Origin of the sequence: Acinetobacter sp. RG5 (assembly GCF_031844265.1) — a bacterium.
In the GTDB taxonomy this organism is placed as follows: Bacteria; Pseudomonadota; Gammaproteobacteria; order Pseudomonadales; family Moraxellaceae; genus Acinetobacter.
Map to the genome: position 1 here is coordinate 54,999 of NZ_JAUZUV010000008.1, position 22,408 is coordinate 77,406.

Here is a 22,408-nt window from a genome sequence, read left to right on the forward strand (position 1 = left end):
CTGGATGATAGACCATTTGGCTATCATCCAATAGTACTTCATGCAGACTTGCGGATATCAAACACGCGCTGTGCCTTGCCTTCAGAGCGTGGCAGACTCCCTTCAGGTAACACTTCGACACTTACGGTGATTCCGACCATGGTTTTAATCTGGCTTTTCAGCTGAGTTGCCAACTGGTGCGCCATAATGTCACTGCTATCTTTACGCATTTCGGTACGGATATGCAATGTATCCAGATGTCCCTGTTTGCAAATCTGGATCTGATAGTTCGGAATCAGTTGCTGGATCTGTAAAATCTGCTCTTCAATCTGTGATGGGAAGACATTGACCCCACGAATAATCATCATGTCATCACTACGGCCGACAATCTTGTCCATACGGCGCATGGTGCGTGCCGTGCCTGGCAATAAACGGGTCAGGTCACGGGTACGGTAACGGATTACCGGCATGCCTTCTTTAGTAATGGTGGTAAAGACCAGTTCACCCAGTTCGCCATCTGGCAGCACTTCGCCAGTTTCCGGATGGATAATTTCAGGATAGAAATGATCTTCCCAGATGGTTGGGCCATCTTTAGATTCCAGACATTCCATCGCCACGCCCGGTCCCATGACTTCTGACAGACCATAAATATCTAGGGCATCAATGCCCAGACGCTCTTCAATTTCCTTGCGCATTTCATTGGTCCATGGCTCTGCACCAAAGACGCCGGTTTTAATCGAACAGTTTTTGGCTGTGCCAAATTTCTTCTCAAGCGCTTCAATAATGTTCAGGCAGTAAGATGGCGTAACCATCAGTGCTGTCGGTTTAAAGTCATGAATCAGTTGCGCCTGTTTATCGGTTTGTCCGCCAGACATTGGAATCACGGTTGCACCCAAACGCTCAACGCCATAATGCGCGCCTAGACCGCCCGTAAACAGACCATAACCATAAGACACCTGAATGATATCTTTGCTGCTCAAGCCGGCTGCACGCAGGGAACGCGCCACCACGTCTGACCAGACATTAATATCATTTTGGGTATAACCCACTACGGTCGGCTGACCGGTGGTGCCAGAAGATGCGTGCACACGTACAATCTGTTCCTGTGGAACAGCGAACATACCAAACGGATAGTTATCGCGTAAATCCTGTTTGGTGGTAAACGGGAATTTCGCCAGGTCTTCCAGTGAGTTAAAATCGTCTGGATGCACGCCAGCATCATCGAATTTCTTTTTATAAACCGGACTGTTCTGATAAGCATGTTGCAACGTCTTTTTCATACGCTGTAGCTGAACACTGCGTAACTCATCAACCGATACTTTTTCAATTTTTTCTATTGCATTGTTATTCATATTCTTACTCCTGACGCAGTCTTCCTGACCACGGTTTAATTCATTGATTGAATGATGTGTTTAATCCATATTTTCTAAAACCAGTGCAACACCTTGACCAACACCCACACACATGGTGCAGAGTGCATATTTGCCATTACGACGTTTTAATTCTTTCATGGCGGTAATCACCAAACGGGTGCCACTCATACCCAGCGGATGACCCAAAGCGATGGCACCGCCATTCGGGTTAATTCTGGAATCATCGTCTTGCAAGCCGAGTTCACGAATCACGGCCAGCGATTGCGCTGCAAATGCTTCATTCAGCTCAATCACGTCCATCTGCTCCAGACTCAGGCCAGTCTGTTTCAGCACTTTCTGTACCGCTGGAACCGGCCCAATACCCATATATTTAGCTTCGACACCGGCGCTGGCCATCCCGATCACTTTAGCTTTCGGGCTCAAACCATACTGCTCGGCAAACTGCTGATTCCCAAGTAATACGCAAGCCGCCCCGTCATTGACACCCGAAGCATTGCCAGCGGTGACTGAGCCGCCTTCTTTACGAAATGGGGTTTTTAAGGCGGCCAGATTATCCAGCGTCGTCTCTGCGCGCGGATGCTCATCTTGGGAAATGGTCAGAGTGCTTTTCTTCGGACCTTTGACCTCTACTGGCAGAATTTCTTCGGCAAAAATACCCTTCTGCTGGGCTACTGCGGTTTTCTGTTGGCTGTGATAGGCAAACAGGTCCTGGTCTGCACGGCTAATCTGATACTTTTCAGCGACGTTTTCGGCCGTTTCCGGCATGCTGTCAACGCCAAACTGTGCTTTAAATTTTGGGTTGATAAAACGCCAGCCAATGGTGGTGTCATAAATTTCAGGGGTACGGCTAAAGGCAGTCGTAGGTTTGGATTGCACGAAAGGCGCTCGGCTCATGGATTCTACGCCACCCGCCAAAACAAATTGTGCTTCACCCGATTTGATGGCACGTGCTCCCAGTCCAATGGCATCCAGACCTGAAGCACATAAGCGGTTCACGGTGAGCGCTGGAACAGATTCAGGCAACCCTGCGAGTAAAGCAGCCATACGCGCCACGTTGCGGTTATCTTCACCGGCCTGATTGGCACAGCCCAAGATCACTTCATCCAGTTCTGCCCATGGCAAGGCAGGATGCTGATCTTTCAGATATTGAATCGGTAGCGCTGCCAGATCATCAGCACGAATGCTGCTCAGTCCACCGGCATAGCGTCCGATCGGGGTGCGAATTCCATCAAAAATATAAACCTGTTCCATGATTCTTCCTTTTAGCCAGCAACGCGTAATGGTTGCTGCTGAGTTTTCTATGCATGTCCCTGCACCGCTTTCTTTGCTAAATATATACTAGTTCTATAGCGGTCTTCACCATAAATACGATACATATTTTCTAAAATTTGTAAAATTGTGTAATATCCAATTTTATCTGCCCATTCGAATGGACCACAAGGATAATTAACGCCATATTTCATAGCAGAATCAATATCTTGTTCTGATGCAATATCATGCAATACTGCTTCACAGGCTTCATTCACCAACATGGCAATACTACGTATAACATAAAGACCGGGATGATCCTTAGACCAAATAGGTATCATATCCATACCTATGAGGAATAGCTCCACTGCCTGGCGCTGTTCAGCACTACACGCCGGTGATGCAACCACTGGAATCGCTTGAGCATTTGTCCAATCTGCATGCCAGTCCATCAACACCACAGGCTCATGCGGATAGGTAAGTTCAACTGATTCGCCAAGCGATAATCGCAGAGAAAGGTCACCAATCAGGATTTCATTCTGTTCTGCTGCCTGAAAACTCAGCTCTACATGAGAGGCCTGTTTTAAACGTTCAATCAGTACTGAGGAATGTAGCCATTCACCTTTTACTGTGACTTTGAGCTTATTCAGCGACTTGGCATAACACACTGGCAATTCATATACAGGCGTAGGCTTGGCCTGAGCGTAATCATAAAAACCCTGACCGGACTTGCGACCATAACAACCGGCATCGACCAGTTCTTTTTGAATCAAGGACGGGCGGTAGCGTGGCTCATAGAAAAATTCCTGATAGACACTTTGTGTGACCGAGAAATTCACATCCTGCCCAATCAGATCTGTAAGTTCACACGGCCCCATGGCAAAACGGCCACATTCGCGCATGATGTAATCGAGCTGTTCCGGGGTGGTGGCATTTTCCTGCAAGGCACGAAAGGCCTCGGCATAATAAGGTCGTGCGACACGATTGACGATAAAACCGGGGGTCGATTTGGCTCGCACCGGAACCTTGTTCCAGTCCTTCATCAGATCAAATACTGCATCGGCAATCGCTGCTGAGGTTTTCAGTCCGCGGATAATCTCGACCAGTTTCATCACCGGCGCCGGATTAAAGAAATGCAGACCAATCACTCGCTCTGGATGTGGAATCGCCGAGGCAATGGCGGTAATGGAAATCGAAGAAGTATTGGACGCAAAAATCGTCTGTTCCGGGCAAATGGCAGCCAGCTGTTGAAACAGGTTTTGTTTGACTTCTTTCTTCTCGACAATGGCTTCAATAATTAAGCCCACATCGGCAAGCTGCTGAATGTCCTCTGCCACAATCAGATTGGCAAAGGTACTTTCCAGTAATTGCTGGGTCATTTTGCCATTTTGTACGCGCTTGCTAAGCTGCGCCTCTAAAGCAGTTAAGGCACTCTGAACTTTGCTGCGATCGAGATCAAACACATAGGTCGGATGCCCGTGCATGGCTGCCAGTTGTGCAATACCAATCCCCATGGTTCCAGCACCGACCACAGCAACTTTGACTTGTTCCAAATTGATCTGTTGCATGATTTAGCATCCTTTATATTCAGGGGTACGCTTCTGCATAAAGGCTTGTACACCTTCTTTATAGTCGCTTGAACGTCCAGCCAGACGTTGCAGGTCACGTTCCAGAATGAGCTGCTCATCCAGATTATTATCGGCTGCGGCATGGATGGCTTTTTTGATCAGGGAAAGACCATAGGTCGGTTGCTGTGCCAGATGCTCTGCCAGTTTTTTCGCTTCTGCTTGCAGTTTTTCATCTTCAACCACTTGCCAGATCATGCCCAGTTGTACTGCGCGCTCAGCCGGAATTTTATCGCCGAGCATGGCAAGGCCCATCGCCTGAGCACGCCCGACCAGACGCGGCAGGAACCAGGTACCGCCTGAATCTGGCACCAAGCCAAGACGGCAAAAGGCCTGAATAAAGGAAGCCGATTTTGCTGCCACCACAATGTCACAGGCCAGGGCAATATTGGCGCCTGCCCCTGCTGCCACACCATTCACCGCACAAATCACCGGTTTAGGCATTTCGGTAATCAGCTTGATCAAAGGGTTGTAATATTTTTCAATCGACAGGCCTAAGTCCGGTGCATCGGCATTCGGATCGACCACACGGTCATTCAGATCCTGACCGGCACAGAAACCGCGGCCTTCGGCTGAAATCACCACGGCACGAATCTGGCTATCTTTAGCCCAGGCCTTGATGACCTTGGAAACTTCCTGATGCATGGTTTCATTAAAGCTGTTGAGCTGTTTTGGACGGTTAAAGGTCAGGTAGCCCACTGCATTTTTTTCTTCGACAATAATTGTTTGATAATCCATTACACACCTCTAAATTCTGGTTTTCTTTTTTCTAAAAATGCATTGATGCCTTCCTGGCGATCTTGGGTCGCCGCCAGCCAGACAAAATGTTGACGTTCAAGTTTCAGTCCCTGACTTAAAGTCACTTCATGAATCGACTTTAAAGATTGCTTGATGGCACGAATGGCCAGCGGTGCCTGCTTGGCAATTTTTTCTGCTAGTTCCAGTGCGTATTGCACGGTCAATCCTGCCGGACAAACCTGGCTACTAATGCCATGTTGCAAGGCTGTTTGTGCCGAAATCATTTCACCAGTCATGGCCCAGCGCATCGTTAATTGCTGACCGACCAGACGGGCCAGACGCTGGGTTCCACCGGCACCCGGCAACATACCTAAACCGATTTCAGGCAAGGCAAACTGGGCATTTTCTCCGGTCAGCACCATGTCACCATGCAAAGCCAACTCGAAACCTGCACCAAAAGCATAACCATTTACGGCCATGATTAAAGGCTTGGAAAATTCATCAATTTTTTTCCAGAGCAGTGGGCGTTGGTCTTGCTGGATGCTGACCACATCTAACTGCGCCAGCTCATTTAAATCAGCACCGGCAGCAAAGCATTGCGTATTTCCGGTGATGACCACAGCTTTCACAGCAGCATCTGTTTCCAAGTCCTGTAGACAGGCTGCAATGTTTTGCAAGGTGGCATTGTTTAAAGCATTGCGCTTTTCTGGACGATTTAGCTCGATCAGTACCACACCCGGCTTGGGTGAGCTGGTTTTAATGTAGGTCATCCTTGAACTCCTGCTATGCTCGCGGTGCTGTAAATTCAGCTTTTATTCATCAAAACTGAGTCGGACATTGGCCGTGGTTGGACGTGCCTGACAACTGAGCACATAGCCTTTCTGAATTTCATCTTCTTCCAGACTGTAATTCACCGCCATTTCAACCTGTCCCTCTAACACCTTACATTTACAGGTGGCACAAACGCCGCCCTTACAGGCATATGGCAGGTCGGCTCCGGCACGTAGCGCAGCATCTAAAATACTGTCATCCTGCTTAGAGACTCCAACAATCAGCTCGCGACCATCGAGGATGATATTGACGCGTTCTTCGCTGCGGCTTTCCATCTGCTGGGCGGTTGCTTTCGGTGCAGTACCCGTATTGAAGCGTTCCGTATGAATCTTGCTGCGTTGAATGCCCCAAGTCGGTAATACCGTTTCGACTGCTGTCATCATTTCTTCAGGACCGCAAGCGAAACAGTGATCTGCTTCGGCAGAAAGCAGATTGGCCTGAAATAACTGCTGCAATTTGTCTGCATCAATCCGACCATTAAAGATGTCACTGTCATTCAGTTCACGTGAAAAAATATTTACCAGTTGCAGACGTTCCTTAAAACGGTCTTTCAAGTCCATGATCTGTTCAGAGAACATGGTCTGTTTCCAGGAGCGGTTGCCATATACCAGAGTGAATGTTGCTTCCGCTTGACGGTTCAACACCGACTTTACAATCGATAAAATTGGCGTAATGCCACTGCCTGCTGCAAATCCTAGATAATTCTGGCCACCAGCCTTGGCGGCTTTCTGAAAAAACACCCCTTGCGGTGGCATGACTTCTAGTACATCGCCCGCTTTGAGATGCGCATTGGCCCAGGTTGAAAACTGACCCTGATCAATTTTTTTAATCGCAATACTCATGTCTTCCTGCGTATCACTGCAGATCGAGTAACAGCGGCGCAGCTCGCCGTCATCGGTTAAATGACGAATGGTCAGGTGCTGACCCGGCTGATATTGGAAAGCATCCAACTGCTCAGGCGCGAGATCAAAGGCAATGCAGATCGCCTGCTCGGTTTGTGGCTGAATCGATTTAATGGTTAATGGTATAAATTGGCTCATGGCAAAATCCTTCTTTTAGGTGGCGGTGTTCAGGCTTGTTATTGGTTTACCCTGCCCACCGCGCAATCGTTACAATCAAATACATTTGAAATAGTCAAAAGTTTCTAAGCAGTCCCGACATTGATATAAAGCTTTACAGGCGGTCGAACCGAATTCACTTAATAATTTGCTGTTGTTACTTAAGCACTGTGGACAGGTGATGCCATCGGTCAATGCCACATGCGTACCACAGCTATGTGACTGGCCTTGCGGCGGGGCAATACCATATTGCTGTAATTTGTGTTTGCCCGATTCACTCATCCAGTCCGTGGTCCAGGCTTGAGACAGGTCCACAATGACTTTGACCGGCGTCAAACCATTGGCCTCGAAAGCCTGGGTAATTTCTGCTTTTAATAAATCCGTGGCCGGACAGCCGCTATAGGTCGGCGTGAGTCGCACCACAATTTCATCCTGCTGATTCAGCTCGACGCCACGAATCATACCCAGATCAATCACTGACAATACCGGAATCTCTGGATCAGAAACCTGCTGTAAAACGTCCCAACATTGATCTTCTACGTGTCGAATCAGATTCATGCGACTCACTCCCTGTGATTGTGCCGAATTACCAGTTCATGTTTGGATATGAGCGCTGCATGTATTGCAGTTCAGCCAAAACAAAACCGAGATGTTCTGTATGTAAACCCTGTTTAGCCCCACTGCGATAAGCACCCAGCTCTGGCAGGCTTAATTCAAATCGCGCCAGCTCGGCTGTAATGGTCTCCAGCCACTGGACTTTTAAATTTTCAATCTCTGGAATGACACCGCTATCGACTAGTTGTTTTTCAGCTGCCGTCAGAACAAAAAGTTCTTCGGTAAAACGCCATAACTGGTTTAGACCTTGCTGGGTTTTTTCATGCGCTTCTGCGGTACCTAAACTTAAGCGTTCCATCCAGGTGGTGGAAAAACGCTGGTGATATTTCACTTCTTTGAGTGATTTCACTGCAAAGGCAGCCAACTCAGCATGCTGACTTTTAGTTAAAGCACTAAATAATAAAGTGTGGTAGTGATCCATCAACCACTGGCGTACCAAAGTCTGGGCAAAATCACCATTCGGCTGTTCGCACAGCAGCAAATTACGGTATTCACGCTCGGTGCGGAAATAAGCCAGCTTGTCTTCATCACGACCCTGTCCTTCCACTTCACCCGCCAGACTGAGGGCAGTACGTGCCTGACCCAATAAATCCAGTCCAATATTGGCTAAGGCAATATCCAGCTCCAGTTCAGGTGCATGACCACACCACTCTGCCAAACGATGAGACAGGATCAGTTGACTGTCACCCACATGTAAAAGAAATTCTGCCAATACTTGATTTGTCATAGTCTTCACCTTTCCCTTTACATATGCTCGATGCCAGCTGGAATGTTATAAAAGGTTGGATGGCGATAAACCTTGTCCAAAGCGGGTTCAAAAAATTCTGCTTTTTCATCTGGCTGTGAAGAGGTAATCAATTCAGATTTCACCACCCAGATACTGATCCCTTCATTGCGGCGGGTATATACATCGCGGGCATTTTGTAGTGCGACTTCCTCATCCGGTGCACGCAGGCTGCCGACATGACGGTGACTTAGACCCTGTTTACTACGCACAAACACTTCATAAAGTGACCAGTTATTTTTGTTATTCATGAGCAAATTTCCTTATATTGATCAAACTATTTTTTAAGCGACTTTTTGTGCTGCTGACTGTTGCTGCTGTTTTTGAGCATAGACAGCTGCGGAATCACGTACCCACTTGCCGCCTTCCCAAGCTTTGCGGCGTGCTTCAATACGCTCATGGTTACACGGCCCCTTGCCTGCAAGAATCGCAAAAAACTCATCCCAATTGATTTCACCAAATTCGTAATGTCCGGTGGCTTCATTGAATTTGAGGTCTGGATCTGGAACGGTTAAACCCAGCTGCAAAACTTGCGACACGGTGTTATCGACAAATTTCTGACGTAGCTCATCGTTGCTGAATAATTTAATTTTCCACTGCATACTTTGTGCACTGTTCGGTGAATTATCATCACTTGGACCAAACATCATCAGTGCCGGCCACCAGAAACGGTTCACTGCATCCTGTGCCATCTGCTTTTGTTCCGGCGTACCATTGGCCAATTCCATCATGGCTTCAAAGCCCTGACGCTGATGGAAACTTTCTTCTTTACACACACGCACCATAGCGCGGGCATAAGGACCATAAGATGTACGGCACAGCGCAACCTGATTGACAATTGCTGCACCATCTACCAGCCAGCCAATCGCGGCAACATCGGCCCAGCTCAGGGTTGGATAGTTGAAAATTGAAGAATATTTCATGCGACCGGCAATCAGCTTATCCATCATGTCGTCACGATCCGCACCCAAGGTTTCTGCAGCACTGTACAGATACAAAGCATGACCGGCTTCGTCCTGAACTTTTGCCATCAGCACAGCTTTACGCTTCAAGGTCGGTGCACGGGTAATCCAGTTGCCTTCCGGCAACATGCCCACCACTTCAGAGTGTGCATGCTGACCAATCTGACGAATCAAGGTCTTACGATAAGCATCCGGCATCCAGTCCTTCGGCTCGATGGAAATATCCTTTTCAATCTTTTGATCGAAGATTTGTTGTTGGTTATTCATTGTTCCCTCACTTATCTCAAGTGTTGATACACCCAAATTAAAACGATACGAAATTAAAATCAATATCTATTTATTGGTATCATTTAATTTTTATCCTTTATTTTTACTAAATATTTGTTTTATATAATTTAATATTTTTTATTTTATTGTTATGCATTTTTAAACACAGATTTATGATTGACATTTTCAATTTTTCAACACAAATTATGAAACATCAAAATTAAAATACATCTCAAAACGTATCATAAATGGAGTTTTTACAATGTTAGAGTTAGACAGCAGCTCAAGCACAACGGATTATCAAGATACTGAATCAACCCATAATCCTATTGCCATCAAAAGCTTATCTTCACTGGTGTACGGCCAGGAATACGCAGCGCAAGCCGATTTACGTACGGTTTATCATGCCATTAGCGGTGAAGCGGTTTATCAGGTCGGCAGTCAGGGCATCGATACCCAAGCCGTGGTGAAGTATGCCAAACAAAAAGGCGCGACTATTGCCATATGGACCTTCCATCAACGTGCCAATGCACTGAAGCAAGTGGCTCAGTATTTGATGGAACGCAAAGAAGACTTTTATGAGCTTGCCAAAGCAACCGGCTGTACCCGTAAAGATGCCTGGATTGATATTGAAGGCGGGATTGGCACCTTATATGCTTATTCGAGTTTGGTGCGTCGTGAACTGAGTGATGAAACAGCATGGGTCGAAGATGCCTGGATTCCTCTTTCTAAGCAAGGTAGCTTTGGCGCGAAACATATTCTGACGCCTAAAGCCGGTGTCGCCGTGCATATCAATGCCTTTAACTTTCCGATCTGGGGCATGCTGGAAAAAATCGCACCGACACTGCTGGCAGGCGTACCCTGTATTGTCAAACCGGCGACCGAAGGTGCCGAGCTGACTCATGCCGTAGTTAAAGCCATTCATGAAAGCGGTTTCTTGCCAGAAGGTTCACTGCAGCTCATTTGCGGACAGGTCTATGATTTATTTGATCATTTAAATCCTCAAGATACGGTCACTTTTACCGGTTCTGCTTCAACAGGGCAAAAACTGCGTTCGCATCCACACTTAAATGCCTACTCGATTCCATTCACCATGGAAGCAGACTCGGTCAACAGTGCGATTTTGACGGCGCAAGCTAATGATGAAACGATTGATTTATTTGTCCGTGAAGTTTTCCGTGAAATGACCACCAAAGCCGGACAAAAATGTACCGCAATTCGTCGTGCCTTTGTGCCGGCCGAATTACTGGATACAGTACAAAGTCGCCTGATTGAAAAATTGAAAAAAGTGGTTGTCGGTGACCCTGCTCAAGAAGGCGTGACGATGGGTGCTTTGGCCAGCGTCAAACAGAAACATGATGTCGCGGCAAAAGTTGAACAGCTGAGCCAGGATGCAAAGATCGTATTCGGTAGCCACTTGCGTCAGGACTTTAATATTCAAGTACAAAATACGGAGAAGGCTGCATGTTACCCACCGACAGTACTGGTCTGCAAAGCACCAGTTCAGGCAGAAAACATTCATAAGATTGAAGCCTTTGGGCCTGTAGTGACTTTAATGCCATATACTGACTTGGCTCAGCTGGCTGACCTGGTGGCACGTGGCGAAGGTAGCCTGGTGGCATCCATCGTACGCAATACCGATGAAAATATTGAACAACTGCTCAGCAAAATTGCGCCATGGCATGGTCGTGTCCATATTCTGGATGCTGAAAGTGCCAAAGAAAGTACCGGACATGGCTCTCCATTACCTTTGCTGGTTCATGGCGGACCGGGACGTGCCGGTGGCGGTGAAGAACTCGGCGGCTTGCGTGCAGTCAAACATTATATGCAACGTACTGCGATTCAAGGCTCGCCAAATGCCATGACTCAGGTCGGCCATAGCTGGACGGCTGGTGCTCAGGTCTTTGAAGACCGTGTGCATCCTTTCAAAAAGTCATTTGATGAATTGCGTATCGGCGAACGTTTGCTGACAGCACGACGTAGCGTGACCGAAGCGGATCTGGTGAATTTCGGCTGCCTGAGCGGTGATCACTTCTATGCGCATATGGACAAAATTGCTGCAGCAGAATCCCTGTTTGGTGAGCGCGTGGCACATGGTTACTTTGTGGTATCTGCCGCGGCCGGCCTATTCGTTGATGCCGCCCAGGGTCCAGTCATTGCCAACTATGGTATGGACAACTTGCGCTTTGTAGAACCGGTGAAAATTGGCGATACCATTCAGGTAGAACTGACCTGTAAGCAGAAAACTCCAAAAGCACTGCGCGATCCGGCACAGAAGCCACATGGTGTCGTGGTCTGGGATATTAAAGTGAAAAACCAGCGCAATGAACTGGTTGCAACCTACGATATTTTAACGCTGGTTGAACGTGGCTAAAAATTCATACAAAAAAAGGAATCATTATGATTCCTTTTTTTTGCCTTTAAAAATTATTTGTATCTATTTTTAAAAACAGATTGACGTCTCTCTATTTAGGCTCTAGATTAATTAAATACGATACAATATAAAAATAACAAGCATATTAAAAGTATCAAATAAATATCTCAAACGATCAGCACAGGATGTTGCATGATGAATGATAAATCGCTGAACCTAGAAATGGTTGAAAGGACGATTCAACCAACAAATCAAAATTTTGAGCCTACACCGACAGAAACGGCTGTGCCGCTGTCTGAACAGATTGAACCACCACCGGAAAGCAGCACCTATCAATGGTATGTGGTGGTCATTTGTATGGTGGCTTACATTCTGTCATTTGTAGACCGTCAAATTTTATCGCTCATGATTGAACCGATTAAAGCCGATTTAATGCTGAGCGACACCCAGTTCAGCCTGTTACAGGGTCTGGCCTTCTCCTTGTTTTATGCCATTATGGGTCTGCCCATCGCAGCATTGGCGGATCGAAAGTCCCGGATTAAAATCATTGCAACCGGGATTGCGTTTTGGAGTCTTGCCACAGCGGCTTGTGGTCTCAGTAAAAACTTTATTCAAATGTTTATTGCACGTTTGAGTGTGGGTGCCGGTGAAGCTGCGCTTTCCCCTGCCTTTTATTCAATCGTTGCCGACTTATTTCCGAAAGATAAATTAGGCCGTGCACTCGGGGTATATGCGATTGGTGCCTTTATTGGTTCGGGTTTAGCTTTCCTGATTGGCGGCTATGTGATTGGCTTGCTAAAAGATGTCAGCTTCGTGGCTTTACCGCTTATTGGTGAAGTGAAAACCTGGCAACTCACCTTTATGATTGTGGGTCTACCGGGCGTATTGCTGGCACTGCTCATGGTACTGACGGTGCGTGAACCTGCACGTAAGGGCATGAAAGTCGGTCAGGATGGTCAGGTCATTAAAGCCTCTTTTAAAAACTCGATCGGTTTTATCAAGACACATAAAAAGACCTTCTTCTGTCATTTTATTGGTTTTTCTTTTTATACCATGATGTTGTATTCGCTGCTGGGCTGGGCACCTGCCTATTACATGCGTAATTTCGGTCTGGATGCGAGTCAAACCGGTTATATCCTCGGTACGATTATTCTAGTCGCGAATACTTCGGGTGCCTTGTTCTGTGGCTGGCTGATCGACTTCTTCTCGAAACGTGGCTATAGCGATGCTGCAATTCGTACCGGTGCGATTGGCTGTGCAGCGCTGATTATTCCGAGTGTGCTGTTCACTCAGGTCGATAATATGCAGCTTTCATTTGCGCTGATTTTTGTGGCGATGTTCTTCTCCACTTTCCCGATTCCGGCATCGGCTGCTGCTACGCAAATGCTGACACCGAATCAGCTACGCGCACAGGTATCTGCCAAGTTTCTGCTGGTTTCAAACCTGATTGCCTTAGGCGTCGGAACCACCGCTGTGGCGTTGATCACAGATAAATATTTCCAGAATACCTTAATGGTTGGTAACTCAATCTCGATCGTCAATGCGATTGCCGGATTGATTGGCTGCTTCCTGTTGTACAAGGGCTGTCAATATTATCGTGAGAGTATGAAAGTCGAGAAACTGGCTGACTAAAATGCCTGGATATCGCTAAACCTTCTTAAGCTTCACTTTTAAAGGCCTTTAATCTACATTAAGGGCCTTTTAATATCAGCGCAAAAAGTTCAATTTTCAGGTACTCATCATTCAATTCCGATCCAGCCTAGACAGGCTGCCTAAAAAAACGTATAACACCGTTTTAAATTTACAGGTGTGCACCGTTGAAACTTGTGCTTGCTCCCATGGAAGGCTTAACCGATCCGATTATGCGTGATGTGCTGACATCCGTAGGTAGCTTTGACTGGTGTGTGACCGAGTTTATCCGTGTCACCGATTCCCTTCTGCCCGATCATATTTATCATACTTACTGCCCGGAACTGTTGAATGATGGCAAGACGGCGGCAGGTACACCGGTACATGTCCAATTCTTAGGAAATAATCCGGAGATGCTAGCAGCGAATGCCGCCAAAGTGGCAGCCATGGGCGCACCGGCAATTGACATGAATTTTGGCTGTCCGGCCAAAACCGTGAACCGTCATCGTGGTGGTTCAGTCCTGCTCGATGAACCCGAAGTCGTGCATGAGCTGGTTAAAGCCGTGCGTGATGCAGTGCCTGCGCATATTCCGGTTTCCGCCAAAATGCGTCTGGGTTATATGGACCGTAATTTTATGCTGGAAAATGCGCATGCCATTGAAGATGCCGGGGCAGCCTGGGTCACCGTTCATGCACGTACCAAAGCCGATGGCTACACTCCGCCAGCATTCTGGGACCAGTTACAACCGATTCGTGAAGCACTCAAGATCAATGTGATCGCCAATGGTGAAATCTGGAACAATACCGATGCCAAACAGTGTCGACTAGAATCTGGCTGCGAAGACCTGATGATTGGCCGTGGTGCGGTGACCACACCCGACCTGACTCAATGTATCCGTCAAAATTCGGATGCACCTTTGATGAACTGGAATGAACTACTGCAACTGCAAATTCGTTTTATCAACGGCCCAGCCAAAACTGAGATCGGGATGGTCGGCCGTTACAAGCAATGGCTGGGCATGATGTCGAAACATTATCCTGAAGCCAAAGCATTATGGGATGAAGTAAAACGGATTAAAGTTCTGGCCGAGATTACCGAAAAACTGAAAGCTTCAAATATTTAAAACTAAAAAGCCTTTGAATCATTCAAAGGCTTTTTTATGGGCTCGTAAAAGCTTATGACTGCTTAGGCTGTTTTGAATACCACTTCGAAATAAATCCAATCACAAAGTATGAATAGATTAATTTCTACTAGCAGAACATCCATATTCTAATTTTTCATTTGTTTTAAATTTTTAGATATTAAAGTTCTTTCATAAATCATTTTTTATAATCACTACAAAGGAAATACCCTCTCCTTGTAGGAGAGGGCGAGGGAGAGGTTTTTACCCCCTCATCTCCTTGCTAAGCAGTGCTTCTTATCCCAGAGGGAGAAGGAACTTTTAATATTCATTTTAAAATGAATAGAACGATCATTTTTTGATTTATAAAAGAGATTTATGAATGCGTCTGCTCAATATTTAACAGGATTTCTTTTTTATCCAAACCGCCGGAAAATCCTACCAGCTTGCCACTGCGACCAATTACCCGATGACAGGGTGCAATAATCGAAATCGGGTTTTTGCCATTGGCTGCACCCACGGCACGTACCGCCTTGATATTACCCACTTGTTCAGCAATGTCGCGATAGCTTCGCGTCTGTCCGTAGGGAATATTCAGTAGCGCCTGCCAGACTTTTTTCTGAAAATCAGTACCGGCAAAGTCCAAAGGCAGGTCAAAAACATTGCGCTGACCGGCAAAATATTCCTGGAGCTGGCGTCGGGTTTCAATCAATACCGGATGCTGCAGATCTTCAACCAAGGTCGCCAGTTTCACCCGATTCGGCTGTTCACAATCCCAAAGCACGGCTACCAGCGCGGTTTCATTCGCGACCAGTCGTAACTGACCTACGGGAGAATCCATATAGAGATAACTTAAGTTCATGATGGTGCCCTGTCCCAATCACTGGAGTTCATTTTCCATATTAACCCAGTTCACCGAGACAGGCAGAAACAAATTATGAAGAGGATACTTTCATCAGCACCAGACCGGAAATGATGAGTACTGCAGCCAGCATACGCAATGCTGTAGCAGGTTCACCCAGAACCCAAATACCGATGAGAAATGAACCCACTGCACCAATCCCGGTCCAGATCGTATAGGCTGTACCTAGTGGCAAAGTACGCATCGCATAAGCCAGTAAAGCAAAACTCAGTACCATGAAGACAATGGTAATAATACTTGGGGTAAGTCTGGTAAAGCCTTCAGACAGCTTCATCGAATATGCCCAAACGATTTCAAAAATACCCGCAAGAATAAGTACGATCCAGGCCATGCAGCCCTCCTCCTTTTATATAAGAATCAGGCCGTCCTGACGATTTTTCCTGTAAATTCCGATATGCAATTCACAAGGGAGGTCGTTCCTCCTAGGTGTAAAAATTTTATAAAACCACATTGCAGTAATCTGGCTATTTTTACAAAACATGACTTATCGAGATACAACTTAACTTTGCCTTACTCAAATCCTCACGACATTCATGGCTACTCTGGTTATGGTAGATGTTGAAAATGCCAAGTCAGAAATAGTTCTAATAATCGGGCAATTCATTCACAACAATTACATGAGAATGGACTCAGAATATTAAGTTATACACATCAATTAAATTTAAACTTTGTCTGGAGAAATTACATAATGAAACACAAATATACGACACATTGATCACTTTTTGCCTGGTTCCATTATCAACCTATGGTGAATAAACAACCACCAAACACAAGGGTTATAAGCAATAAAAAAGAACCCAATTTGAGTTCTTTTTATACAGATTTTGTCTAAATCGCAATCAATCAGGCTACAAACGATTACATTTTATGCAACATATCCATATGGTTATCAACATAGATATCTACACACTTATCCATAAAGTTATCCACATATTTATGCACTTATGAGTTTTTAACGATTACAATTGAACCTGTCCCACTCTCGCTAATTCCGCACGCATTTCATCAATCACAGCTTTATAATCCAGCTTACCAAAAATAGCTGAACCAGCTACAAACATATCCGCACCCGCTTCGGCAATTTCACGAATGTTGCTTGGTGTAACACCGCCATCAACTTCCAAACGAATATCACGACCTGAAGCATCAATCAGTTTGCGTGCCTGACGTAATTTATCTAAAGTCATTGGAATAAATTTCTGTCCGCCAAAGCCCGGGTTCACGCTCATAAGCAGGATTTGATCGACTTTATCCAGCACATAATCAAGGTAATGCAGTGGCGTTGCTGGGTTAAATACCAGCCCCGCTTTGGCACCACCTGATTTAATCAACTGTAAAGAACGGTCAATATGATCAGAAGCTTCCGGATGGAAAGTAATGATATCGGCACCCGCTTCAAGGAAATCCCCGATCATGCGATCCACCGGCTTGACCATCAAATGCACATCAATCGGTGCCTTGATCCCATAATTTTTCAAGGCCTTGCAAACACCCGCACCAAAAGTCAGGTTCGGCACATAATGGTTGTCCATGACATCAAAATGGACAACGTCTGCACCTGCTTCCAACACGTTCTCGACTTCTTCACCTAAACGGGCAAAGTCAGCAGATAAAATAGAAGGGGCAATTAAATAAGGCTTGGACATGGGAGAACCTGGCTTGTTGAAATTGGATTTTTCCCATTATATCAAATCCGCTCCGGCTACTGTGATTCGATGTTGCAAGATTAAAACGCTGTGTAACGCTTTGAGGCTTATGCCGGCATCACCGCTTGGTTTAAAGTGCAGGATAATGATGAATAGTGTAGAAGACTGATGAAAAGTATTGCCCATATCCAGACGCAACAAGCTTCACGAATTGCCAAACGCCTGGCCAATCACTGGAAACATAAATTTAATATTGATGAAACCGAACAAAATTTCCTGATTCATTTTCCAAATGCTGAAGTGATATTGGCTCCTGAACAAGATCATCTAACCGTAACGATTCAAAGCACAGATGAATTTACTGACCTGAATAAACTCGAAAATGTCGTGCTGGATCATCTGATCCGTATGGGACAGGAACATCTGACTGCCGACTGGCAAAGATAGGGACTAAAAAGCCTTAGTGATCAGGGCATAGCAATGATCAGAAACTAAATACGATGATTCGCCTGTTCATTAAAGGCATGAATACGCTCAATTCTTTTATCCAGTTCGGGGTGAGATTCCAGATATTTTTTAAACTTCCCGATCAGGCGAATCCATTTCAGTTCGGTTTCTGTCAGGTGTCGGTCTTTTCCATCGATATTGAGGGTGAAATTTTTCATTTTTAAGGTTTGAGACTCCTCTGCCAGTATTCTGGCATTTTCCACCCGCTGCAAAAAGTTAGACAAGTGAATACTGGAAATCTGCTGTTGATGCAAATGCTGCATGGCATAGTCATCAGCATCCAGTTCAATCGCCTGCGAATATCCGGCATCAGTCAACACGACTACAGAGGCTGTGACCACATCACTTAAATCTCCAGTTACCAAGGCAAACAGTCCCGCCACACCCAGATTAGAAATCACTTTCTGCATACTGTGCTTTTGTACCAGATGGCCTTGTTCATGGGCCTGTACGGCAAGGACTTCTTCATCGGTGCCGCTGATTTTCACCAGTTCATCAGTCACAATAATGGTGTTATTCGGGATGGCTGCGGCATTCATGCCCATGCTTGATCCACCTTGACGGAAAATAATTTTTGCAGGTTTTCCTACAGCAATCTTTTGTTCATACAAAGTTTTTAATCGCATCTGCTGTTCTTCCGGTAGTGTACTTGGTTGGGTCTGGGCAATTAACTGCTGCTCTGTCCGGTTGCCTACTTCAACCAGAGTCTGCTCCGGAAGGAATTTTTCCAGCTGTTTGGCACTATAAGGAATCCCCCATTTTAAAATCACAATCACTGCACTAATCACGATGATCATGGAAAAGAAAATCAGGATCGGTGAACGTTCAAACTTCCAGATTGCATGATAAATATCTTTATGTTTAATCCCGAGCCAATGTGGCGCTTTGCTTAAAAACTCAATCCGACGCTCTTCAGGCAGCTCAATAATCGGTTTACGACCACCGACACCACCAATGTAGGCCATGTCCGGATAAGAAAAATAAAAATCTGCAGCGCTAACTTGTGCTGGAACATCCTCATCAAGTTTCAGGACAATCCCTTGTTGCTGATCCGGTACAATCCAGGCACGACGAGCTTCAGCGAGAATTCCATCATAAAACTTAACTTCGACAGGTCGTTTCATCACATTTACTTCTATAACGACGCATCGAAATCAAATACGTCCAGGATTTCATCGGCCAAAGCACTCGGGTCAGGTTGCAAGATATGCTCAAGATTAGCTTCATCTTCTGCCACATATAGCTCTAAGTGTTTTAACTGATATTCATATAAACGGATGGCAGCCCAAGGCGTCATTAAACCCAGACTAAGAACACGTACCATCCAGTTGCTCAGCACAATCCAGCTATAGCGCCAGGTCGTGACCCGTGTTTTAAAGTAACTTTGACCGAGCTCCACATGATTTCAGGTAATGAGGTATAAACGTGCAGAAATGACCGGCCAGACCAGCGCCAGACAAAGCAGATAGCTAAGCAGTAAACCCAGACTAAACAAATTGGTTCCAATCCGGTCCACCCAGTACACTACTGCTGCAAGCCAGCCAATACCAACCAGCAGGCAAAGCCCCAAGGGCAGATAAACGGCAGACATAAACTTGGACCAGTTAATATTCAGCTTGAATTGCAACTGACCAATCGATAAATGATTAAAGCAATAGCGTTTATAGAGCCAGATCATCACCGGACTAAACAGCAGCAAAGTAAAGATATTGAGCAGGATGGCTAGAAATAAGACCCTATAAGCCTCGCGGTTGCTGCCATTAAAATAAAAACGCACATTGCCATATTTGCTATTTCGGGCCTTGAATTTCAGCGTCATCCGAATAAGCCAAGGCAAACACAGCGCAGCGACCATTAATAAAGAACTGGTGGCAAGGATTGAATAGTTGGTCAGTACGACGGTAACCAGATACAGTTCCAGTGCAAACAGACGACCCAGCAGGATCCGGCTCGGCATGGCCACAAAGTCGAAGCGATGGTTTAAAAATTGGGTATTGCCGTAGAAATAACGCATACGGCGTGCCTTGGCCCAAGGGCTGTACAAGGTCAATGTCACTATGGTCAGCATCAGATTCACCATCCAGATACCAAAATATTCGGATGCACTGCCATGAAATCTGAATCCATAACGCTGATATTTGGGGCGGACTGAAGGCGTGGCTTCAGTCGAAAAACTTGAAGCAGCTGGAAATAATGGCTCACTGGCACGAATACCGTCTGCTGTCTGCTGCATGACGACCCCAATTTTTTATACTTTTATACACCTGATATTAAAAGAAAAACCCCCAGAATGTGAAAAAATTTTGGAGGTTTTTTAATCTTTTTAGTACTGCTAGATGTGTGCAGTCTTGCTTTAAGGATTTAACTGCACGGCATGGAATTGCAAATGGTCATCTACGAAACTTTGAATAAAGTAATAACCATGATCATAGCCCTGATGTTCACGCAAAGTTAGCGGCTGGTTCACGGCATCACAAGCTTGCTGAAACAAGGCTGGATTAAGCTGACTATAGAACTGATCCGAAAAACCCTGATCAATCAGGATATCGCTAAATAAGGCGCCCTTTTCCTGAACCAAAGCGGTTGCATCATGTTTCAGCCATTCCTCTTTCTCAGTACCCAGATAATTCGAGAATGCTTTGTCGCCCCAAGGACACTGGCTCGGGGCACAAATTGGTGCAAAGGCTGAAACAGATTTGAATTTTTCTGGATATTTAAATGCCAGAGTCAATGCGCCATGACCGCCCATAGAGTGGCCAAAGATGCCGATCTTGCCGGGATGGATCACGAATTCCTCAGTGACCAGTGCGTAAAGCTCATCGACAATAAAGCTTTCCATCTGATAGTGTTCAGCCCATGGTGCCTGGGTAGCATTGATATAAAAACCCGCACCCTGACCGATATCCCAGTTGTCGCCTTCTGCCACACCTTCGCCACGCGGCGAAGTATCTGGTGTAATCAGGATCAAGCCAAGCTGTGCCGCTAGACGCTGTGCATGTGCCTTGATGGCAAAGGTTTCTTCAGTACAGGTCAAACCTGCCAGATAGAATAATGCAGGACAGCTGTGGCCCTCTAAAGCTTGAGGCGGCAGAAAAATGCCAAACTTGGTCGGGGATTTAAGATAGCGCGAATCAAAACGATAAATCCGCTGTTCACCTTCAAAGCTTCTATTGTTCTGTATAAGTTCCATGGCTATTCCTTATTATTGCAACCAGTCTGTGGATGACATTGATCTAGGGAGATGCTGTTGCCGTACTGTTCTGGGGAAATAAACGTTGCTCCAGTTGTGGCAACATCAATTCCATATTCTTGCCGATGACCCATTGCGGTTCTGATGGCTCAAAACCTTGAGCTGATTCCCATTTTGCTACGGTATCTGTGGCCTGTGCGAAAGCGCTTTGCAAGCTGCTATTTTCACGCATGGCTTCATCAAAGAACGCACGACCAAAATAGGTATAATCCGCTTCATTCGAACAGCCAAAAGACTGCCGATCAGCTGCCGAAGCCGTAATCACCAAGGTATTGTCATTCTGTAAAGCAGAAGCAAAACTGCCTGAAAAACAGGCCGAGATTACGATCACGCGCCAACGTATGCCTGATGCATCTAGTGTTTCACGCAACCATTTTGGATCAACCTGCGCCAGATCCAGTGGGGCATTTTCCATTTCAAATACATTCGGCAAACCGTGAGAGGTCATATATAAAAATAATACGTCACTTTCACGGTTCATCTGCTGCCCCATACGGCGCAATGTCAGCTCCATACTGGTTTTGGAAGCAATGGGCATAGTGGTACGTGTCGCTGGGTGATTGACCAAGGCAATCGATCGGCCAAAAGTACCAAAACGGGTATCAAACTGCTCTTTAATCCGCTCAACTTCAGAATGGAATACATCCTGATAGCTCGCTCCGGCTACCCCCATGAAATACCAGTGTGACTGTGCAAATTCACCATACTCGATATTTTCCAGCGCTTTATTCAGCAAAGTTGGCTGGGCATAGAAAGCATCTTCGGCAAAACTCGGTGGAATTTCTTCGACTTTCCAGATCGGCTGATCTTTGACTGAAATCTGCCAAACTACTAGCGTAAACAAAGTCGCCAGCATAATCAGCGCACGTTCCCACCACGGCCATTTTAATTCATGTGAAATCACCCAGACCACTGCCAGACTTTGCCAGACAAACAGCATGACAAAGAGCGTTGGAATATAGTCGTAAAGGATATAAGGCAGATAATCCAGATCACCCAGATACTGAATCAGACACTGGAACAGCATGATATGGGTATCTAACACCAACCATAACAAGGCTGGCACCAGCATCAAGCGTGGATTATTGACCCGTTGCGAAAGAAAAATACCGACAATCAGGGCAATGAAAGGCCAAAGCGCATAACTGATCAGGCCTTGAGAGTTAAAATCTCCCATACGGCCTGAACTGAGCCAGCTAAACAAACTGTTGGCGCAGCCCCCTAAGATCCCCCAGAACACCAGTTGCATGATGGATGGACGGACCAGTTGTAAAGAACGCCTCGACCCCAGAAATAACCACATCCCGGCAATTTGGTTGCTCTTAAAATCGTGCCAAAAATTAATGGAGGGTTTAAAGTCGATCATAGGATTTCAAGGAGATGAGTGGCTCGCTAATGTGCTGAATAAGTTTATGCTTGATAAGCATTTAATCAATGCTAATTTTAAATATATAACAAATCTTTGCTTAATAAAGAAGC

The 22,408-nt window shown here is 45.8% G+C and carries 20 protein-coding genes and 1 pseudogene; 4 read left to right on the plus strand and 17 right to left on the minus strand.

Annotated features, from left to right (window positions below; genetic code table 11):
• Positions 1–38 precede the first annotated feature (38 nt).
• From paaK to paaA, 10 genes are all read right to left on the minus strand, one after another.
• On the minus strand, positions 39–1,331 hold the full coding sequence (gene paaK / locus Q9R21_RS09345) for a phenylacetate--CoA ligase PaaK (protein ID WP_311204310.1): 1,293 nt from the start codon (positions 1,329–1,331) through the stop codon (positions 39–41).
• A 60-nt stretch (positions 1,332–1,391) separates the two neighbouring features.
• Complete coding sequence (gene pcaF, locus Q9R21_RS09350; RefSeq protein ID WP_129717282.1) at positions 1,392–2,603, minus strand: 3-oxoadipyl-CoA thiolase; 1,212 nt, start codon at positions 2,601–2,603, stop codon at positions 1,392–1,394.
• Between the two features lie 47 nt (positions 2,604–2,650).
• Positions 2,651–4,168, minus strand: a complete 1,518-nt coding sequence (locus Q9R21_RS09355; RefSeq protein WP_311204311.1) for a 3-hydroxyacyl-CoA dehydrogenase — start codon at positions 4,166–4,168, stop codon at positions 2,651–2,653.
• A 3-nt stretch (positions 4,169–4,171) separates the two neighbouring features.
• Positions 4,172–4,963 (minus strand): 2-(1,2-epoxy-1,2-dihydrophenyl)acetyl-CoA isomerase PaaG, encoded by a 792-nt coding sequence (gene paaG / locus Q9R21_RS09360; protein ID WP_219307159.1) that lies wholly within the window; start codon positions 4,961–4,963, stop codon positions 4,172–4,174.
• The gene (locus tag Q9R21_RS09365; RefSeq protein ID WP_005104871.1) at positions 4,963–5,733 is read right to left on the minus strand and encodes an enoyl-CoA hydratase-related protein; all 771 of its coding nucleotides are present in this window, start codon (positions 5,731–5,733) and stop codon (positions 4,963–4,965) included. The genes paaG and Q9R21_RS09365 overlap by 1 nt, the downstream gene beginning before the upstream one ends.
• A gap of 42 nt (positions 5,734–5,775) precedes the next feature.
• On the minus strand, positions 5,776–6,834 hold the full coding sequence (gene paaE, locus Q9R21_RS09370) for a 1,2-phenylacetyl-CoA epoxidase subunit PaaE (protein WP_311204312.1): 1,059 nt from the start codon (positions 6,832–6,834) through the stop codon (positions 5,776–5,778).
• A 75-nt stretch (positions 6,835–6,909) separates the two neighbouring features.
• Positions 6,910–7,410, minus strand: a complete 501-nt coding sequence (gene paaD, locus Q9R21_RS09375) for a 1,2-phenylacetyl-CoA epoxidase subunit PaaD (RefSeq protein WP_005247163.1) — start codon at positions 7,408–7,410, stop codon at positions 6,910–6,912.
• Positions 7,411–7,438: 28 nt separating this feature from the next.
• Entirely contained in the window at positions 7,439–8,194 is a 756-nt protein-coding gene (gene paaC, locus Q9R21_RS09380; protein WP_005104876.1) for a 1,2-phenylacetyl-CoA epoxidase subunit PaaC, read from the minus strand.
• 17 nt (positions 8,195–8,211) lie between these two features.
• Positions 8,212–8,502, minus strand: coding sequence for a 1,2-phenylacetyl-CoA epoxidase subunit PaaB (gene paaB, locus Q9R21_RS09385; protein ID WP_004279183.1), 291 nt, complete (start codon positions 8,500–8,502; stop codon positions 8,212–8,214).
• Between the two features lie 33 nt (positions 8,503–8,535).
• Entirely contained in the window at positions 8,536–9,480 is a 945-nt protein-coding gene (gene paaA / locus Q9R21_RS09390) for a 1,2-phenylacetyl-CoA epoxidase subunit PaaA (RefSeq protein ID WP_004646055.1), read from the minus strand.
• 262 nt (positions 9,481–9,742) lie between these two features.
• On the opposite strand from paaA, the gene paaZ reads away from it, so the two are divergent.
• The 3 genes from paaZ (at position 9,743) to Q9R21_RS09405 (ending at position 14,607) form a co-directional block, all read left to right on the plus strand.
• Positions 9,743–11,854, plus strand: coding sequence for a phenylacetic acid degradation bifunctional protein PaaZ (gene paaZ / locus Q9R21_RS09395; RefSeq protein ID WP_247143855.1), 2,112 nt, complete (start codon positions 9,743–9,745; stop codon positions 11,852–11,854).
• A 192-nt stretch (positions 11,855–12,046) separates the two neighbouring features.
• Entirely contained in the window at positions 12,047–13,486 is a 1,440-nt protein-coding gene (locus Q9R21_RS09400) for an MFS transporter (RefSeq protein ID WP_253159673.1), read from the plus strand.
• A gap of 185 nt (positions 13,487–13,671) precedes the next feature.
• Positions 13,672–14,607, plus strand: coding sequence for a tRNA-dihydrouridine synthase (locus Q9R21_RS09405; protein ID WP_311204313.1), 936 nt, complete (start codon positions 13,672–13,674; stop codon positions 14,605–14,607).
• Between the two features lie 373 nt (positions 14,608–14,980).
• Here Q9R21_RS09405 and Q9R21_RS09410 read toward each other — a convergent pair whose 3' ends face one another.
• The 3 genes from Q9R21_RS09410 to rpe all read right to left on the minus strand — a co-directional run bounded on the left by Q9R21_RS09410 (position 14,981) and on the right by rpe (position 17,172).
• Positions 14,981–15,466: a methylated-DNA--[protein]-cysteine S-methyltransferase gene (locus tag Q9R21_RS09410; protein ID WP_311204314.1), complete on the minus strand. Its 486-nt coding sequence runs from the start codon at positions 15,464–15,466 to the stop codon at positions 14,981–14,983.
• A gap of 73 nt (positions 15,467–15,539) precedes the next feature.
• Positions 15,540–15,857: a quaternary ammonium compound efflux SMR transporter SugE gene (sugE, locus tag Q9R21_RS09415; RefSeq protein ID WP_004279177.1), complete on the minus strand. Its 318-nt coding sequence runs from the start codon at positions 15,855–15,857 to the stop codon at positions 15,540–15,542.
• A gap of 628 nt (positions 15,858–16,485) precedes the next feature.
• The gene (gene rpe / locus Q9R21_RS09420; protein ID WP_253148304.1) at positions 16,486–17,172 is read right to left on the minus strand and encodes a ribulose-phosphate 3-epimerase; all 687 of its coding nucleotides are present in this window, start codon (positions 17,170–17,172) and stop codon (positions 16,486–16,488) included.
• Between the two features lie 168 nt (positions 17,173–17,340).
• Between rpe and Q9R21_RS09425 the strand changes: the two genes are divergently transcribed.
• Positions 17,341–17,619, plus strand: coding sequence for a DUF2218 domain-containing protein (locus tag Q9R21_RS09425; protein ID WP_153566722.1), 279 nt, complete (start codon positions 17,341–17,343; stop codon positions 17,617–17,619).
• 44 nt (positions 17,620–17,663) lie between these two features.
• On the opposite strand, the gene Q9R21_RS09430 is transcribed toward Q9R21_RS09425, so the two are convergent.
• The 4 genes and pseudogenes from Q9R21_RS09430 to Q9R21_RS09450 form a co-directional block, all read right to left on the minus strand.
• Entirely contained in the window at positions 17,664–18,803 is a 1,140-nt protein-coding gene (locus tag Q9R21_RS09430; RefSeq protein ID WP_311204315.1) for a M48 family metallopeptidase, read from the minus strand.
• 11 nt (positions 18,804–18,814) lie between these two features.
• A pseudogene (locus Q9R21_RS09440) lies at positions 18,815–19,912 on the minus strand (YjgN family protein).
• A gap of 120 nt (positions 19,913–20,032) precedes the next feature.
• On the minus strand, positions 20,033–20,869 hold the full coding sequence (fghA, locus tag Q9R21_RS09445; RefSeq protein ID WP_247143844.1) for an S-formylglutathione hydrolase: 837 nt from the start codon (positions 20,867–20,869) through the stop codon (positions 20,033–20,035).
• 43 nt (positions 20,870–20,912) lie between these two features.
• Positions 20,913–22,295 (minus strand): C13 family peptidase, encoded by a 1,383-nt coding sequence (locus tag Q9R21_RS09450; protein ID WP_253145127.1) that lies wholly within the window; start codon positions 22,293–22,295, stop codon positions 20,913–20,915.
• Between the last annotated feature and the right edge of the window lie 113 nt (positions 22,296–22,408).

Excerpts from the sequence above, each read along its gene's own strand:
- Q9R21_RS09365 (WP_005104871.1), bottom strand. The coding sequence starts at position 5,733 with ATGACCTACATTAAAACCAGCTCACCCAAGCCGGGTGTGGTACTGATC.
- paaG (WP_219307159.1), bottom strand. The coding sequence starts at position 4,963 with ATGGATTATCAAACAATTATTGTCGAAGAAAAAAATGCAGTGGGCTAC.
- rpe (WP_253148304.1), bottom strand. The coding sequence starts at position 17,172 with ATGTCCAAGCCTTATTTAATTGCCCCTTCTATTTTATCTGCTGACTTT.
- paaK (WP_311204310.1), bottom strand. The coding sequence starts at position 1,331 with ATGAATAACAATGCAATAGAAAAAATTGAAAAAGTATCGGTTGATGAG.
- paaZ (WP_247143855.1), top strand. The coding sequence starts at position 9,743 with ATGTTAGAGTTAGACAGCAGCTCAAGCACAACGGATTATCAAGATACT.
- Q9R21_RS09410 (WP_311204314.1), bottom strand. The coding sequence starts at position 15,466 with ATGAACTTAAGTTATCTCTATATGGATTCTCCCGTAGGTCAGTTACGA.
- fghA (WP_247143844.1), bottom strand. The coding sequence starts at position 20,869 with ATGGAACTTATACAGAACAATAGAAGCTTTGAAGGTGAACAGCGGATT.
- pcaF (WP_129717282.1), bottom strand. The coding sequence starts at position 2,603 with ATGGAACAGGTTTATATTTTTGATGGAATTCGCACCCCGATCGGACGC.
- sugE (WP_004279177.1), bottom strand. The coding sequence starts at position 15,857 with ATGGCCTGGATCGTACTTATTCTTGCGGGTATTTTTGAAATCGTTTGG.
- paaD (WP_005247163.1), bottom strand. The coding sequence starts at position 7,410 with ATGAATCTGATTCGACACGTAGAAGATCAATGTTGGGACGTTTTACAG.
- Q9R21_RS09400 (WP_253159673.1), top strand. The coding sequence starts at position 12,047 with ATGATGAATGATAAATCGCTGAACCTAGAAATGGTTGAAAGGACGATT.
- paaA (WP_004646055.1), bottom strand. The coding sequence starts at position 9,480 with ATGAATAACCAACAACAAATCTTCGATCAAAAGATTGAAAAGGATATT.
- paaE (WP_311204312.1), bottom strand. The coding sequence starts at position 6,834 with ATGAGCCAATTTATACCATTAACCATTAAATCGATTCAGCCACAAACC.
- Q9R21_RS09430 (WP_311204315.1), bottom strand. The coding sequence starts at position 18,803 with ATGAAACGACCTGTCGAAGTTAAGTTTTATGATGGAATTCTCGCTGAA.
- paaB (WP_004279183.1), bottom strand. The coding sequence starts at position 8,502 with ATGAATAACAAAAATAACTGGTCACTTTATGAAGTGTTTGTGCGTAGT.
- Q9R21_RS09355 (WP_311204311.1), bottom strand. The coding sequence starts at position 4,168 with ATGCAACAGATCAATTTGGAACAAGTCAAAGTTGCTGTGGTCGGTGCT.
- paaC (WP_005104876.1), bottom strand. The coding sequence starts at position 8,194 with ATGACAAATCAAGTATTGGCAGAATTTCTTTTACATGTGGGTGACAGT.
- Q9R21_RS09450 (WP_253145127.1), bottom strand. The coding sequence starts at position 22,295 with ATGATCGACTTTAAACCCTCCATTAATTTTTGGCACGATTTTAAGAGC.
- Q9R21_RS09425 (WP_153566722.1), top strand. The coding sequence starts at position 17,341 with ATGAAAAGTATTGCCCATATCCAGACGCAACAAGCTTCACGAATTGCC.